The sequence below is a fragment of the Aliikangiella marina genome (assembly GCF_007004765.1).
Taxonomy (GTDB): domain Bacteria; phylum Pseudomonadota; class Gammaproteobacteria; order Enterobacterales; family Kangiellaceae; genus Aliikangiella; species Aliikangiella marina.
Genome location: NZ_VIKR01000006.1, coordinates 342,775 through 358,556, shown reverse-complemented (window position 1 = coordinate 358,556; position 15,782 = coordinate 342,775). Strand labels below are relative to the sequence as shown.

General features: G+C 42.2%; 15 protein-coding genes. 12 read left to right on the top strand and 3 right to left on the bottom strand.

The window, feature by feature from the left end; translation table 11 throughout:
- Positions 1 to 16 precede the first annotated feature (16 nt).
- The 4 genes from FLL45_RS21120 (at position 17) to FLL45_RS21105 (ending at position 2,755) form a co-directional block, all read left to right on the top strand.
- Positions 17 to 379 carry a HesB/IscA family protein gene (locus tag FLL45_RS21120; RefSeq protein WP_142944052.1) on the top strand — a complete coding sequence of 121 codons (363 nt, stop codon included), beginning with the start codon at positions 17 to 19 and terminating at the stop codon, positions 377 to 379.
- A gap of 3 nt (positions 380 to 382) precedes the next feature.
- The gene (gene sufT, locus FLL45_RS21115) at positions 383 to 916 is read left to right on the top strand and encodes a putative Fe-S cluster assembly protein SufT (RefSeq protein WP_246075868.1); all 534 of its coding nucleotides are present in this window, start codon (positions 383 to 385) and stop codon (positions 914 to 916) included.
- 48 nt (positions 917 to 964) lie between these two features.
- Positions 965 to 1,369, top strand: a complete 405-nt coding sequence (locus FLL45_RS21110) for a SufE family protein (RefSeq protein ID WP_142944051.1) — start codon at positions 965 to 967, stop codon at positions 1,367 to 1,369.
- Between the two features lie 69 nt (positions 1,370 to 1,438).
- Positions 1,439 to 2,755: a S41 family peptidase gene (locus FLL45_RS21105; protein WP_185964576.1), complete on the top strand. Its 1,317-nt coding sequence runs from the start codon at positions 1,439 to 1,441 to the stop codon at positions 2,753 to 2,755.
- Between the two features lie 105 nt (positions 2,756 to 2,860).
- Here FLL45_RS21105 and FLL45_RS21100 read toward each other — a convergent pair whose 3' ends face one another.
- Positions 2,861 to 5,425, bottom strand: coding sequence for an efflux RND transporter permease subunit (locus FLL45_RS21100; RefSeq protein WP_142944049.1), 2,565 nt, complete (start codon positions 5,423 to 5,425; stop codon positions 2,861 to 2,863).
- A gap of 211 nt (positions 5,426 to 5,636) precedes the next feature.
- On the opposite strand from FLL45_RS21100, the gene uspE reads away from it, so the two are divergent.
- From uspE to FLL45_RS21060, 8 genes are all read left to right on the top strand, one after another.
- The gene (uspE, locus tag FLL45_RS21095) at positions 5,637 to 6,554 is read left to right on the top strand and encodes a universal stress protein UspE (protein ID WP_185964575.1); all 918 of its coding nucleotides are present in this window, start codon (positions 5,637 to 5,639) and stop codon (positions 6,552 to 6,554) included.
- A 197-nt stretch (positions 6,555 to 6,751) separates the two neighbouring features.
- Complete coding sequence (gene ccoN / locus FLL45_RS21090; RefSeq protein ID WP_142944047.1) at positions 6,752 to 8,167, top strand: cytochrome-c oxidase, cbb3-type subunit I; 1,416 nt, start codon at positions 6,752 to 6,754, stop codon at positions 8,165 to 8,167.
- A 2-nt stretch (positions 8,168 to 8,169) separates the two neighbouring features.
- Positions 8,170 to 8,781 carry a cytochrome-c oxidase, cbb3-type subunit II gene (gene ccoO / locus FLL45_RS21085; RefSeq protein WP_142944046.1) on the top strand — a complete coding sequence of 204 codons (612 nt, stop codon included), beginning with the start codon at positions 8,170 to 8,172 and terminating at the stop codon, positions 8,779 to 8,781.
- Between the two features lie 5 nt (positions 8,782 to 8,786).
- Entirely contained in the window at positions 8,787 to 8,981 is a 195-nt protein-coding gene (locus tag FLL45_RS21080) for a cbb3-type cytochrome oxidase subunit 3 (RefSeq protein ID WP_210247257.1), read from the top strand.
- Positions 8,974 to 9,864: a cytochrome-c oxidase, cbb3-type subunit III gene (gene ccoP, locus FLL45_RS21075; RefSeq protein ID WP_142944044.1), complete on the top strand. Its 891-nt coding sequence runs from the start codon at positions 8,974 to 8,976 to the stop codon at positions 9,862 to 9,864. The genes FLL45_RS21080 and ccoP overlap by 8 nt, the downstream gene beginning before the upstream one ends.
- A gap of 74 nt (positions 9,865 to 9,938) precedes the next feature.
- Positions 9,939 to 11,333, top strand: coding sequence for a cytochrome c oxidase accessory protein CcoG (gene ccoG, locus FLL45_RS21070; RefSeq protein WP_142944043.1), 1,395 nt, complete (start codon positions 9,939 to 9,941; stop codon positions 11,331 to 11,333).
- Positions 11,333 to 11,836 (top strand): FixH family protein, encoded by a 504-nt coding sequence (locus FLL45_RS21065; RefSeq protein WP_142944042.1) that lies wholly within the window; start codon positions 11,333 to 11,335, stop codon positions 11,834 to 11,836. The genes ccoG and FLL45_RS21065 overlap by 1 nt, the downstream gene beginning before the upstream one ends.
- Positions 11,836 to 14,247, top strand: coding sequence for a heavy metal translocating P-type ATPase (locus FLL45_RS21060; RefSeq protein WP_142944041.1), 2,412 nt, complete (start codon positions 11,836 to 11,838; stop codon positions 14,245 to 14,247). Before FLL45_RS21065 ends, FLL45_RS21060 begins: the two co-directional genes overlap by 1 nt.
- Positions 14,248 to 14,256: 9 nt before the next feature.
- Here FLL45_RS21060 and FLL45_RS21055 read toward each other — a convergent pair whose 3' ends face one another.
- Positions 14,257 to 14,958 (bottom strand): DUF599 domain-containing protein, encoded by a 702-nt coding sequence (locus FLL45_RS21055; protein ID WP_142944040.1) that lies wholly within the window; start codon positions 14,956 to 14,958, stop codon positions 14,257 to 14,259.
- Between the two features lie 209 nt (positions 14,959 to 15,167).
- The gene (gene dcd / locus FLL45_RS21050; protein WP_142944039.1) at positions 15,168 to 15,731 is read right to left on the bottom strand and encodes a dCTP deaminase; all 564 of its coding nucleotides are present in this window, start codon (positions 15,729 to 15,731) and stop codon (positions 15,168 to 15,170) included.
- Positions 15,732 to 15,782 lie beyond the last annotated feature (51 nt).

Sequence of the window (15,782 nt, the reverse complement as noted above, 5' to 3'; positions counted from 1 at the left end):
TTGCAGAGCGATCAAGATGACTGTAGCAACCTATAACCCCAAAACGCAGATGCCAGTTTCATTTACCGAAACAGCGATCAAGCACTTGTCCAAACAAGTTATCGCTAAAAACGCCAAAGGCATCGAATTCAATGTTAAAGAAAGTGGATGTTCCGGTTTTAAATATTTATTAGAGCTCGCTTTTGAAGTTTCCGATGAAGCAATCGTTTATGACCTATCCGACGAACTAAAACTTTATATCGAACCCAAAATCATTCCGTTAATCAATGGCACTCAAATTGACTATATCCAAGAAGGTGTCAATTTTCGCCTCGACTTCAACAACCCTAACGCCACTGCGCTATGCGGTTGCGGTGAAAGCTTTAGCGTGGAGCAATAATTCGTGGAAAAACGAATGGTGGTCGCGCAGACCGATTGCCCCGCTAGACTAGTTCCTGCAGGCACAAAAATTACGATTCCCAAAGATACATTTGTCACTATTACCCAAGCCCTTGGTGGCAACTACACTGTCGTTATCAATGGCAATATGGCCCGTGTCGACGGTACTGATGCAGGAGCACTCGGTCTCAAAGCAGAGAGTCTGGAGTTTGCCGAGAACGAAAATAACGAGATAATTGAAGAACAGGTTTGGCAAGCGTTAAAAAGTATTTATGATCCTGAAATTCCTGTTAACCTAGTTGATTTAGGTCTGATCTATTCAATGGAAATTGATCGCGACGCTAAGGCTGTCAATATTAATATGACACTCACAGCGCCCGCCTGTGGTATGGGGCCAGTTTTGGTGTCTGATATCAAATACCGCGTTGCAAAAGTACCTAACGTAGAAACCGTCAATGTCGAACTCGTCTTTGATCCCCCTTGGACGAGAGACATGATGAGTGACGAAGCGAAATTAGCGACTGGCTTATTCTTTTAAGCTTCGATAAACTATCCAACAACTTTATTGATTAAATCATCTAAAATTATGAGTGCCACAGAAGAGATCGTTGACACACTAAGCTTTTTTGATTCATGGGAAGATCGGTATAAGTATATGATCGATCTCGGCAAGTCGCTTCCCTCCATGCCCGAGGAACTGCGCACTGAAGAACGACTCGTTCCAGGCTGCCAAAGCCAAGTTTGGATAGAGCCACAATTTATTGACGGTAAATTTAACTTCCAAGTCGATAGCGACGCGCATATTGTGCGCGGCTTACTGGCGATTGTCATGGCCGCTTATAACCACAAATCACCAAAAGAAATCATTGAATTTGATATCGCTGACTACTTTTCTAAACTGGACCTCATGAAGCACCTAAGTCCTACCCGAGGTAATGGTTTGCAAGCCATGGTCGAAAAAATTAAGCAACTCGCACAAACAGAACTATAAATGGCAAACAGATCGATAAAAGGATAGTCTCTGCTAAATACTTCAACCAATAAAGGGAGGCTTATCACTTTGAACGCTTCATCGATAAAACTTCTCCCTTGGTTAGGAAATACTTTCATTGACGCTCTATCGCCAGTTTTTAGTGCCACCAGTCTAATCTTTTTTTTAACCTACACGATTAATTGCCTCGGCAATGAAACAGACTCGGCAATACAAAAGCCTGGTCAAGAATCAGTTGTAGAGAGCTTCGATAAGATCTGGTTAAAAGCAAACGAATACTACTATTCTGAATCACTCAGGAAACGACAGTTTACCGATGAAAAATACCTTCAATTAAAAGCACAAGCGAAGCAAAAAAATAACATCCATGAATTCTCGCCGGTATTCAATGAATTTCTCAAGAGTCTCAATGTATCTCATACACAATTTTATACCAGCAATGACATTGACTTTTACTTTTTTCGCTCACTATTTTCAACTCGAGAGATTAACAAGCCCAAAGTTTTCCATATAGGTGGTCAATTTAAACAAGTCAATAACCAATACATTGTAAGAGAAGTATTAGATGGTTATCCGTTAGACCAAGCCGGTATTCGAAGAGGTGATATTATTGAGAATGTTGACGATGGGGAGTTTCACCCCTATTTAAGTTTCAATCAGACAATAAAACCACACTATAGATTACGAATAAACCGAAATGGTCGACAATTCGTTAAATCAATTTCTCCCGTTTTTGAAAATCCAAGTTATTCATTTGCACAATCAGTAAAGCACAGTGCCAAGATCATCAAGTTGAATGATAAGCGTGTCGGTTACGTGCGTTTGTGGACCGGGGTTCACGCTGATGTTTTACAAAGCTTTACTCAAGTAATTAAAACGCAATTCGAGTCTGTTGATGGAATTATCTTGGATTTACGCGGTGGTTATGGCGGAGCTTGGTATGAATATATCGATCCATTTTTTACCAATAGACAAGCATACTTTAACTATTCCGTAATTGATAAAGCCGGTAATCGCAAACAATACACCGCTGAAGATAAAAATAATCCGTCGCCATTTTTGGGACCGATGGTGGTATTAATCAATGAAGGAGTTCGATCTGGCAAAGAGGCCTTATCATACCAGTTTAAAAAAACAAATCGTGCGCTACTGGTGGGCGAAAAGACAATGGGTGCATTTGTCGCAGGCAGAGGCATATTTAATGAGGAACAAGATTATTTTCTGTACCTAGCAACGGCCGAATACTTTGTTGATGATATCAAAATTGAAGGCGTTGGTATTAAGCCTCATGTAGCAGTGGCCTACCCTCTCTCCAAATCATTAAATCATGACCCTCAACTAAATCGTGCGCTTGTTGAAATCAGCAAACTTCTCAATGACAAATAAAAAAGCCTTTAGTTATGAGCTAAAGGCTATGCTTTTTTAAAACAAGTCTATCGGTTCCGAACTGTAACTTTTCATCGGTTTGGTCGATATGATATTAGCAGAACATTAAGCTTCAGAAAGAGCCACCTCTGCAGTATCTTTCTCCACACTTTTTAATGGTTTAAACAATAGTAGTAATACCGGTAACAGTGTTAAGTTGCCAAGCAAAGCGACAAACATCGCTAAACTGGTAAATATTCCGAAATATATTGACGGCATAAAGTTTGATAAAACCAATACTGAAAAGCCAGCGATTATCGTTATCGATGTAAAATACATCGCTCTGGCGATCGTATCATGGCAGGAATACATCGCTTTAGTGTAGTCTCCGAGCCGCGCGTATTCTAACTTGAACCTAAAGATATAGTGAATGGTATTGTCGACCGCGATACCAATACTAATTGCCGCAATAGTAATGGTCATCATATCGAGAGGAATGCCTGACCATCCCATTAAACCAAGCACAAAACAAGCCCCCATTAAATTAGGGAACATGCCTAATAATGCAAGCTTTAACGAACGGAACAAAATGATAAACATCATCAAAATAATCCCAAAAACAACACCGAGGGTTAGTATTTGTGATTTAAACAAACTCTCTAACATATTGTTATAAAGGATCAGCATTCCGGTAAACTCGAAACTATCTTCAGAAAACCCTAAATCAGTTTTAAGGAAATTCGCAATATCGGCAAGTAACTGGTTTCTGTCTAAATCTGGGTCCGATTCTTTAACGCGAATTAAGAAGCGGACTTGATCATTCTCTCTGTCATAAAAAGGCGCTAATACTTGATCCTTTAAATCTTTAGGAATTTTTTTCTGTAATAAGGATAGTTCAAAATCACTGAGCCTTTGGTTACCATTAATTTGTTCAACAATTTGAAGTCCCGCAGCAAGCGATAATGTTTTACCCGTAACACTTAAACTGTCTAAAAAGTTTTGTACTTTGTGGAGCTTTTCAATACCGTGTGAGGTCATCCATAAACGAGGCGTTTCTTCTTCAGTTTCTGCAACAGTTTCGCCACCTTCGTCGTCTGAGAATTCCTCTTCAAACTCTTCTTCCCACTCATCTTCTTCACTTTCTTCCTCAACAAAAGCAAAGTCGGCTTCAATTGCTGAACGCTCAATAATTATCTCGAGCGGTGTTGTACCACCAAGTTCTTGGTCTATAACTTTCATTCCTTGATGAATTTCTGTATGTGATTTGAAGTAATCAATAAAACGGTTATCAACTGACAGATAACTTATTCCCCAAGCACTGGTTAAGCTCATGACAATTGCGATTGTTGCCACTTTATAGCGCCATCGATCGGAGATTTTTGCAAGATGATTGGTAAAAGTAAAAAATCCTGATTCCTGTCGTCTGTCTAAACCGGCTTTTTTATTGAGGCGCATAAACAGAGGGAACAATGTGAAGGCAATAACAAACGCTAAACTCACACCCATGATCATCATTTTGCCAAAATCAATCACCGGTCGAATATCGCTCACCATCAAACTGCCAAACGCAACGATAGTCGTTAGCGCCGTGTATGCGCATGGGGTAAACATCGAGGAAACCGTTTCTAGTATTTTCTCGTCATAATCCATGTCAAGATGCTCACGCTCGACCTGCCTAAAACGGACGATCAAATGAATCACCAGGGACATAGTAATTATCAATAACAGTGCGACAAAATTAGAAGAGATAACCGTAACCGGCCAATCAAATAATCCCAAGATGCCCATCGACATGACTGCGGTGATCATACAGCAGCCCAAAGTGATAACAATCCAACGCATGCGACGGAAAATAAACGCTTGTATCGCGACCAATAACAGGAAAACACCGAGCCCGAAAACAACCAGATCATTCTTAACATATTCAATCATGTCGTGGGCGATCATTGGCACGCCGCCTAAGTAAATCTTTGCGATGTCTCGGTATGACTCTTTTAGCGCACGTATTTGGTTAATTACTCGTTCGTTTCGGATAGCAAGCTCGTCTGCTAACAGTCTCAGTTCTTGTTTTAGATTGGCTTCAGCTTGTTTTTCGTAGGGCGTTAATTCGCCGATATTGTTCTTTTTCCAAATGAGTTTGCGTAGCTCATCATTTAGCTTAAAGTAATTTTTATTACCCTTCAGGTTGGCTTGGATTACCGTTGTTTGACCATCGGAACTGATTAATAAGTTTTTATACAAATTAATATTCAATAAATCGCGACGCGCTTTTTCTAAATCGACACCGTCGTCTTCAATAAAATACAAATCGTTTTCGATATTCGACAAACTGACGTTATCAACATCAAAAATAGGCGCATCTATTAATGAGATAACCGTTTCAACATCTGGCAGCGATTGTAATTGTTCTTTGAGTGATTTGAGTTGCTTAATACTTTTATCGGTGAAAAGAGGTTCTTTTGGCCGGAATGTAATGAATAAGTAGTCGTCGGTGCCATACTGCTTTTTCACTTTTCGGTAAAACTCTAACGACTGATCATTTTCCAGTACCAAAGAGTCAGCCGAGGCATCCATTCTGAAATTCGCCGCATAAGATCCCACAATACCGATGATTGCGAAAACAACCGCCGTAGTGATAAATGTGTGCTTGAGAATGTGGTCTCGGTAGAATTCTTTAAGCCAATTTGGCATATACTTCCCTCAAATTCCTTTCGTTTCTGATTCTGTTATACGTAATAAGACCGGACATCAGTACCAAAATTTCATCAATATCTTATTAATTTTGCTATAAAAACCGTAGTTTTCATGCCTTGGGTATTCTATACTGGTCGGAGCTTAGGTTGCTAGCAAAATGTCGTCCTGATTAGACCCAAAGTATTGCAAAATAATTCCGGAGAAGATGATGAAATTTCCGCAACATATATTGGTAATTGTCGGAGGCAAAAGAAACGAACACATTGCCTTAAATCGAGCGATTCAACTCGCGCAGTTTTATGACATCAAACTCCACCTGTTAAGTTGCGTCTACGATCCAGGAACTGACCTTTCACCGCTGATCTCTCAAGAACACCGTAAAACACTCAAACAAGAGATGATGGATAATCGTCTGGCCTACCTCGAACAGCTTAAAAAGCCAGTCGAGGCCAAAGGAATACAGGTGACAACACAGGTCATTTGGCATCGAAAAATCCAAAAAGCGGTGATGAGAGCCTGCAGCGAGGTGAACCCCGATTTGGTCATTAAACGGATAAGCGACAAAGCGCCTAGTTTGAACCCGTTTACAATGCCGGTTGACTGGCAGTTACTCCGCAAGTGCCCTGCCCCTTTGCTATTAGTCAAAGATCTCGATTGGAAAATTCCCTCGCCAGTGCTCGCTGCCGTTGATGCGGCCGCTGAAACGGCCCAAGAAACGAGTTTTAACCACCAGATTATTAGCTATGCGAAGTTGCTGAGCCGTTTAACCGATGATCCGACACATGTGGTCACAACCCATATAACTCCCTCGTTAGATAATGCCACGACAATTCCAGGATTTGACCTCGAAAGTCTCAAAAATGAGGTCAACGACTTTAACCAACAAAAACTGGATGCGTTGGTCGCTGACCATAATGTGTCTAATGATTGTCTACATATTATCGAAGGTTTGGCAGAAGATCGAATTCCTCAACTCGCGCAGCAAATTGGTGCTCAAATCGTCGTTATGGGTACCGTATGTCGAGCCGGACTCACAGGCGCTTTCATGGGTAACACCGCAGAAAGAGTACTCACCCAATTACAGTGTGAAGTACTTGCGCTTAAACCGCCAAAGTCCGACGCTTAAATAGTCTCAACTCTTTGATAATTGGCCAATTTCAGTACAAGAATTGGCCGATTTAGTCACATAAATCTATACATTGAGATAACAATCCTAAATCCTGAAATTTTTATTGATTTAGATCACAACTGCCCCTGTGCTGATAATGCAGAATTCGTACCGGTGTCCTGCACTTCTTTCTTTCAGTAAAAATGGGAATAACAATGTCTGAAAATAATTCTCCGACCTACAATTACCGTGTGGTCAGACAGTTTTCAATTATGACTGTCGTTTGGGGTATAGTCGGTATGCTGGTGGGCGTGATTATCGCAGCCCAGCTGTTCTGGCCCGACTTAACATACGGTATTGAATATTTAACTTACGGCCGACTCAGACCACTGCATACTAATGCAGTAATCTTCGCATTCGGCGGTTCAGCCCTAATGGCGACTTCCCTGTACGTTGTACAAAGAACCTGCCAAGCGCCACTGATTAGCAATGCATTAGCGTCATTCGTATTCTGGGGTTGGCAACTTATTATCGTACTTGCAGCAATATCATTACCGATGGGTTGGACCAGCGGTAAAGAATATGCAGAGCTGGAATGGCCAATCGATATTTTAATTGCAGTTGTCTGGGTTGCGTATGCAATTTTGTTTTTTGGGACTGTAATGAAGCGAAAAGCGGCCCATATCTATGTCGCTAACTGGTTTTATGGGGCATTCATACTAACTGTCGCGGTATTACACATTGTTAATAGTGCTGCTATTCCCGTATCACTGACCAAGTCTTATTCAGCTTATGCGGGTGCAATCGACGCGATGATTCAATGGTGGTATGGCCATAACGCGGTGGGCTTCTTCTTAACGGCGGGTTTCTTAGGTATGATGTACTACTATGTTCCGAAACAAGCCGAACGCCCTGTTTATTCTTACCGCTTATCAATTGTTCACTTTTGGGCCCTAATTGCCATTTATATGTGGGCAGGCCCTCATCACTTGCATTACACCGCACTTCCGAACTGGGCTCAAAGCTTAGGGATGATTTTCTCTCTCATTCTTCTCGCACCTTCCTGGGGAGGTATGATTAACGGAATCATGACACTTTCAGGTGCATGGCATAAGCTACGTACCGACCCAATTTTAAAATTCTTGATCGTTTCGCTTTCTTTCTATGGCATGTCGACTTTTGAAGGCCCCATGATGTCAATCAAGACAGTAAACGCCCTATCACATTACACCGATTGGACCATTGGTCACGTGCACTCTGGGGCACTCGGTTGGGTAGCATTTGTCAGTATTGGCGCAATGTACTACATGATTCCTAAAGTGTTTGGTCGTCAAAACATGTACAGCACAGACATGATCAACATTCACTTCTGGGTTTCTACGATTGGCGTTGTTTTATACATAGCCGCTATGTGGATTGCCGGTGTCATGCAAGGCCTAATGTGGCGTGCAGTCAATGAAGACGGAACGCTCACATACAGCTTCGTTGAGGCTGTTCAAGCAACTTACCCTTACTATGGGATTCGATTACTCGGTGGGGCATTGTTCCTTGGTGGAATGTTCATCATGGCATACAACGTATACAAGACCGTAAAAGCTGGTCCAGACGCTGATACAGTAAAAGAGGGTTAATCATGTCACACGAGAAACTAGAAACTAATATCGGCCTCATGGGATTGATGATTGTCATTGTAATCAGCTTTGGTGGCCTAGCAGAGATTGTTCCGTTATTTTTCCTTAAAGATACCACGGAGCCCGTTACCAACTTGCGTCCCTACTCCGCGCTCGAAATGGAAGGACGTGATGTTTACATCCGCGAAGGCTGTAACACCTGTCACTCGCAAATGATTCGACCATTTCGCGCAGAAACAGAGCGTTATGGTCACTATTCAGTCGCCGGAGAGCATGTTTGGGAACATCCTTTCCTGTGGGGTTCAAAACGCACTGGGCCAGATTTAGCAAGAGTGGGCGGGCGCTACAGCGATGAGTGGCATCGGGTTCACTTGATCAACCCGAGAGACGTTGTACCTGAATCCAACATGCCAGCATTCCCGTGGCTCGAAGAAAAATACATCAACAGTGACTTAACGGCTGAAAAACTTAAGGCATTCAAAGAGTACTTCGATGTTCCCTATACAGATGCCGACATTGCAGGCGCTAAGGCTGCAGTCGATGGTAAAACAGAGCTTGATGCGGTGGTTGCTTACTTGCAATCACTTGGACACGCACTGTCAGACAAAAGGTAATGCCAGTGGATGCGGATTTAAATTTAATTAGAAGCTTAACCACATTAGCGCTCTTTATTCTTTTTATCGTGTTGATATACAAGGTTTATAGCAAAAAGGGCAAAAAGTATTTTGAGGATGCGGCGAATCTTCCATTTGAAGATGGTGATGAACGTTCCGAAAAAGTTAACCAAGAATCAAAGGTAAAGAACAATGACTGAATTTTGGAATTGGTGGGTCATAGTTATTGTCGCAATCAATATTTTGGGTTGCTGGGGTCTCTTGTTTTGGACCCGCAAAATGAAAGAAAACGAAGTTGAGGACACAGGGACCACGGGTCATGTTTATGACGGTATCACCGAATACAACAACCCGCTACCTCGCTGGTGGTTGATAATGTTTTATATCACGCTGGTATTTGGTGTCGGATACCTTATTTTGTACCCAGGACTGGGCAACAATAAAGGAGTTCTGGGATGGACTCAAGAAGGTCAGCTTGAAGAAGAAGTCGCTGCGGCTAAGGCTATCTATCAACCGTTATTCGACAAATTTTTGAAAGTGCCAGTTGAAGAGCTTGCTAATAATAAACAAGCCGTCGAAATGGGTAAGCGAATTTTTGTGAACACGTGTTTTGGTTGCCATGGCTCTGACGCTCGCGGCAACCCTGGCTACCCTAACCTAACCGATAAAGATTGGTTATATGGCGGTAATCCAGCGCAAATTAAGCAAAGCATTGTAGCGGGTCGAGTCGGTGTAATGCCTGGCTTTGAAGCGATGCTTTCAGCAGAGCAAATTGACGAACTAGTACAATACGTTGGACAACTTTCTGGAAATCAAGTTGACGCTGCGAAAGCAGAAGCAGGCAGTAAGACGTTTGCGTTGCAATGTGCAGTTTGTCACGGAGCAAATGCAAAAGGTAACATTGCTTTGGGCGCCCCTAACTTAACCGATGATATTTGGCTTCATGGTGCGAGCTCTCGTTCGATAGCTCAAACCATCCGCGGTGGACACAACAATCAAATGCCAGCACTCGGTGATATTCTTGGTGAAGGCCGTACTCATCTGGTTACAACCTATGTTTATAGCCTTTCCAACTCAAAGTAACTATTATGTTTTATGAAGCACCCTAGGGTGCTTCCTTTTAACCTCCCTCTTAGGCTCGTTTGTAGGCACAGATAATGTCAAAAGCTAAAGCGGAACGAATCCCCGTCAAAGATCTTTACGCAAAAGCAGAGAAAATCTATCCTCGCCAAGTTCACGGCTTCTTCTCTCGACTCAGAATTTTAACTGTTTTTTTACTTCTCGGTATTTACTACATAGTTCCTTGGCTAACCTGGGATGATCGACAAGCCATTCTACTGGATCTTCCTGCGAGAAAGTTCCATTTGTTTGGGATAACCTTTTGGCCACAAGATTTTGTTTATCTGACACTATTACTGGTTATTTGTGCGGTAGGATTATTTCTTTTCACCGCTTTTGCCGGCCGCCTTTGGTGTGGCTATGCTTGCCCGCAAACTGTGTGGACACAAACATTTATCTGGATTGAAGAGTTTGTCGAAGGGAATCGTAATGCGCGAATTCGCTTAGATAAAAAGCCTTGGGGCCCAGAGAAACTTTTAAAAAAGACCGCAAAACATACTTTATGGATTTTATTCGCGCTGTTTACCGGGTATACCTTTGTTGGTTATTTTTCTCCAATTAGAGAGCTTTGGGATGGCATCCTTGCTTTCTCTCTTGGACCTTGGGAATGGTTTTGGATAGGCCTTTATTCCCTTGCTACCTATGGAAACGCAGGCCGCCTGAGAGAACAAGTTTGTCTTTACATGTGTCCTTACGCACGCTTTCAAAGTGCAATGTTTGATAAAGACACGCTAATTATTTCTTACGATGAAGAACGCGGCGAAGAGCGCGGAAAACGCAAACGTAATGCCGATTATAAAGCAGATGGTTTGGGCGACTGTATTGACTGTAAACAATGTGTCCATGTCTGTCCTACAGGCATCGACATTCGCGATGGGTTACAGTACGAATGTATCGCGTGTGCTGCATGTATCGACGTGTGCGACGATGTTATGGATCAAATGGGGTATGATAAAGGTCTCATTAAATATACAACAGAGCACTCGGAGAAAGGTAAATCTACCCACATCCTCAGACCAAGAACATTCTTGTATACCTCTTTGTTTATGGGTTTAATTGCGACTTTCTTTTTCTTAATCGCAACTCGAACACCACTCGATGTTAATGTCATTAGAGACAGAAACAATCTATTTAATGAAACTTTCAGTGGTGAGATCCAAAATACTTATCAACTCAAAGTACTTAATATGTCGCAAGTGGCGAATGATTACGAACTTAAAATTAACGGCTATCAAACAAGCCAGATTGATGGACCGACAAAGTTTACCATTGATGCCGGCGGCGTGTTAACCTTGCCACTTCGTGTTAGCATTGATGCCGATGAACTTGAGAAACGTTCAAACGATATTTACTTTGAGATCACCACTCTAAATGACTCTCAAGATACTTACATTGCCAAAGGCAAATTTTTAGGTCCAAAGAAGGAAAAGTAATGACCGAAGAACAACAAACATCTTGGTTTAAACAGCCATGGGCGTGGTTTGTTTTCGCTATCCCACTATTAACCGTTGTCGCAGGTATCGCCACCTTGATGATCGCTGCTGACAAACCCCATAGCATGGTTCAAGATGATTACTTTAAGAAAGGCTTAGCAATCAATCAATCGCTGGCGAAGCAAGAGAAAGCCGTGGAATTGAAATTAAAAGTTTCTCTCAGTATCGAGTCTGAGAACGGTTTGATGAACGTTAATTTTGACGGCTCTCCAATCTCTGCGAATCAAATTAAGCTGATTTTTTCACACCCTACCAAGGAGTCCTTTGACCGTATCGTCACCTTGGATAAGTTATCTGATAATCAATACATTGGCCCCTCGCCAGAATTAAGTGATGCTAATTGGTACGTGAGAATGCTAGATATCGAAGAAAGCTGGTTATTAAAGGGCCGTTGGTCGATACCCAGCGATAATGAAATAACTCTGGATGCATCTAAAGAGTAATGTCGCTTTGCTATCACTGTGACCTCGAGGTTCCTGAAGGGTCTCAATTTAATACTGTCGTTCTGGGCGCCCAAAGAGCGTTTTGTTGTCCTGGTTGTTTAGCCGTCGCAGAGACGATTTGCGCAAACGGCCTCGAGCAGTTTTACCAGTTTCGTACCGAAAAAAGTGCCAAAGCTGAAGATTTATTACCTCAAGAGTTACTTGAAATTGAGGCACTTGATACACCAGAAATTCTAAGTGCTATTACCGAAAATGAAGATGGTCTACAAACCATCGAGCTCGGGATAGAGGGCATAACTTGCGCAGCTTGTGGCTGGCTATTAAGAACAGAAATTGGTCAGCGCGATGATGTTAGTAAAATATCGGTTAATACGACAACTCATCGGGCGACTTTAGAGTTCGCACAAGACGCTCGCTTAAGCGATATCCTGAAAAACATTCACCAACTCGGTTATCGTGCCTACCCTTTCTCTGAAGATGCACAAGAAGCCGCCATACAGCAAGAAGATAAACGCTTTGTTAGACGCTTAATTGTTGCTGGCCTTGGCATGATGCAGGTGATGATGTATGCAACGGGCCTTTACCTGGGTGAATATCAAGATATTTCTAGTGAGCATGCCTACTTTCTTCATAGCGTCAGTGCCCTCCTCGCAACCCCTGTTGTTTTTTATTCGGCGTTTCCCTTTTTCTCCAGCGCTTGGAAAGGATTGAAGCACGGCCACTTTGGAATGAACTTACCAGTTTCGATCGCAATATTGGCAGGTTATTTTGCCAGTATGTACTCGTTAATCACAGACGGCGAAGTTTACTATTTTGACTCAGTTGTCATGTTTACTTTTTTTCTTTTAATTGGGCGTTTCCTCGAACATCGAACCCGGCTAAAAGCGATTTTAAAGCAACAAAACTTTAAACAGTTGTTGCCACTATCAGTGCAACGATTAACACCTGCAGATAAACTCGAAACGATTCCCTCAGCACAAATAAAAGAAAAGGATATCTTGCTCATTAATGCCGGTGCGGTTATCCCGATTGATGGTATCTTGGTTGACCAAACAGCAGAACTGAACGAAGCAGTAATAACAGGAGAGTTTTTGCCTGTAAAAAAAATAAAAGGCGACCAAGTTTTCAGCGGCTCAACCAATACTGGCAGTAGCTTTTATATCGAGGCCACTAGTAACCCGAGCGAAAGTCGATTACAAAAGCTCATTAAACTTCAACAAACTTCTGAAAATTTGCTTTCAAATAAAGTTTCTCTCGCTGATAAAATAGCCAATTTTTATGTGATTGGTTTATTAGTTCTAACGGTGATAACAAGTTACATTTGGTGGCAAATTGATCCACAAAATATTTTTCCTGTCGTACTTTCGCTACTAGTCGTCAGTTGCCCCTGCGCCTTATCTCTTGCAACGCCCGCCGCTGTTGCAGCGGCAATCGCAAAACTCACCGATCTTGGCCTTATGATCAAACACCGCGGTTTTTTAAACAATCTTGCGGAAATAACTTCAGTCTATTTTGATAAAACTGGGACACTCACAATGTCGCAAATGCAGCTCGAGCGAACAGAACTGTACGGCAAATATTCAGAAAAAGAAGTTATTGCCATTGCGGCTGCACTGGAACAACGTTCTAATCACCCTATCGCCCAAGCTTTTAAAAACATCCAATCGGAGAAGCTTTCAATTGAGAGTGATCGCGAGGTTTTATCTGGCGGTGTTTCGGGTATTTGGAATGACAAAACGTTTAAGCTCGGTAAAGCAGAATTCGTCCTTGACGATTTAGCAACAATCACTAACAAGGATCAAAATAAGGAAAATGAATACGAAGTTGGCAAAGTGGTTATTTATTTAGCGAGTGAACAACAACCTGTTGCCAAGTTCGTACTGGCTGATACGCTGAATCCAACCGCGAAAAAAGCGATCCAGTCGCTTCACAAACAAAACAAGATGATCACTCTGCTCAGTGGCGATACGCAAAGAACCTGTCAAGCCATCGCGGAACAACTCGCTATTGAGCGAGTTATCGCAAATTCAACACCGGAAGCAAAACTAGCCACTATCAGCGAGGCAAAAAGTTCCGGCGATAAAGTTCTTATGGTTGGTGATGGGGTCAACGATGTTGGTGCTTTAGCAGAAGCGAATGCAGGTATCACTATGGGTGAAACTTCATACCTGTCGAGAACGAGTTCCGATGCTGTTTTGGTTACCCATGATCTGACCGTGTTACCAAAGGCAATATCAACCGCTCAACAACTCAATAGTGTCGTCCGTCAAAACCTCGCTTGGGCAGTAACATACAATTTATTCGCCATTCCTTTTGCTATGGCTGGTTTAGTGCCTGCCTGGTTGGCGGCAATCGGTATGACAACTAGCTCTTTGATCGTTGTTTTAAATGCACTTCGCTTGAGAAATTAAGCAGTCACTTCAAACCGGTTTTCCACCAGACAGTTGGATCGCGCCACGCATCGCTTTAAGTGTTCGTGAATGAAACTCGCGCCGATATAAAATCGCTACTACCCAAGCAGTGAGAAGCATAAACAATATCGGGTGGACAAACCAAGCAAGAATTGCCATTGCAAAGTTGTATGAGCGTAGTCCAAAATTAAACGAGTTATTGGCTGCCGTAAGCAAGTCATTAGAATGGCTTGCGTACTCATCGGCATTCGCACTGCCAGGCTTAGGTGCTGCACCAAATATGACCAAGGCAAAATTATACTGCCTGACAGACCAAGAAAACTTAAAAAAGGCGTAGATGAATATTATGACTAACACTAAAATTTTAAGCTCCCATGCTGACTGAGTATGTTCCGCTACAAATGGCAGAGCTTGTGCCAGTTTCATGACTTTTTCGGAGGCACCTAAAACAGCCAACAGACCGGCCAAAATTAAGATGGTTGTAGACGCAAAAAATGTTACCGTGCGTTGCAATATTCCCAGTGTTGTCGCATCAGCGATCCTAATATCTCGCTCGATTAGAGACTTCATCCACAAACCGCGTAATTGTGATAAGTTCTTCGAGATATTAGGAACCTTTTCTTGAAAGCGACTGGCAAACAAAGCATAACCGCTCCAACAAATAAGAAAAAACCCTAAAGCTATCCAGTCCAATAACGAAAATATTTGCAACCTATCCCCCTTTTAGTAGGTGCGACTTAATCAACTCGAGAAAGCTCGATCAATTATTTACCGTTTACTCTCTGAGCTCGAATAACTTATTAGCATAGCAAACTCACAAAAATAAGCGCTAAAATTCAATTAGTCCCACAACAAAAAAGCCAAACAAAACTGTTTGGCTTTTCAATTAACGGCTTTCGCTTACTCCCGCATCTTTCACCCTAGGTCTTAGGTAAAGTCACGCCAGTTTGTCCCTGATACTTACCACCGCGATCTTTATAAGACGTTTCGCAAACTTCATCAGACTCGTAAAATAACATTTGCGCGACACCTTCGTTCGCATATATTTTTGCAGGTAACGGTGTTGTATTTGAAAATTCTAAGGTGACGTGGCCTTCCCACTCTGGCTCGAGTGGCGTAACGTTTACAATAATACCGCAGCGGGCGTAAGTCGACTTTCCTAAACAAACGGTGAGTACCGATCTCGGAATTCGGAAATACTCGACTGTTCGAGCCAATGCGAACGAATTCGGCGGAATAATACAAACATCAGACTCAACATTGACAAAACTTTGATCATCAAAGTGCTTCGGGTCGACAACTGCAGAGTGAACGTTAGTAAATATTTTAAACTCATTGGCGCATCTGACATCGTATCCATAACTAGACGTACCATAGGAAACAATACGCTTTCCGTCGACGTGACGAACTTGGCCTGACTCAAACGGCTCAATCATTCCCTCTGCCGCCATTCGACGTATCCATTTATCTGACTTAATACTCATTTAATTCGTTCTCTGTTTACTTTCGTTGGTTTTCGTTAAACTTTACACATA

Excerpts from the sequence above, each read along its gene's own strand:
- ccoG (WP_142944043.1), top strand. The coding sequence starts at position 9,939 with ATGTCAAAAGCTAAAGCGGAACGAATCCCCGTCAAAGATCTTTACGCA.
- ccoN (WP_142944047.1), top strand. The coding sequence starts at position 6,752 with ATGTCTGAAAATAATTCTCCGACCTACAATTACCGTGTGGTCAGACAG.
- ccoO (WP_142944046.1), top strand. The coding sequence starts at position 8,170 with ATGTCACACGAGAAACTAGAAACTAATATCGGCCTCATGGGATTGATG.
- FLL45_RS21065 (WP_142944042.1), top strand. The coding sequence starts at position 11,333 with ATGACCGAAGAACAACAAACATCTTGGTTTAAACAGCCATGGGCGTGG.
- FLL45_RS21060 (WP_142944041.1), top strand. The coding sequence starts at position 11,836 with ATGTCGCTTTGCTATCACTGTGACCTCGAGGTTCCTGAAGGGTCTCAA.
- dcd (WP_142944039.1), bottom strand. The coding sequence starts at position 15,731 with ATGAGTATTAAGTCAGATAAATGGATACGTCGAATGGCGGCAGAGGGA.
- FLL45_RS21100 (WP_142944049.1), bottom strand. The coding sequence starts at position 5,425 with ATGCCAAATTGGCTTAAAGAATTCTACCGAGACCACATTCTCAAGCAC.
- FLL45_RS21110 (WP_142944051.1), top strand. The coding sequence starts at position 965 with ATGAGTGCCACAGAAGAGATCGTTGACACACTAAGCTTTTTTGATTCA.
- ccoP (WP_142944044.1), top strand. The coding sequence starts at position 8,974 with ATGACTGAATTTTGGAATTGGTGGGTCATAGTTATTGTCGCAATCAAT.
- uspE (WP_185964575.1), top strand. The coding sequence starts at position 5,637 with ATGAAATTTCCGCAACATATATTGGTAATTGTCGGAGGCAAAAGAAAC.
- FLL45_RS21120 (WP_142944052.1), top strand. The coding sequence starts at position 17 with ATGACTGTAGCAACCTATAACCCCAAAACGCAGATGCCAGTTTCATTT.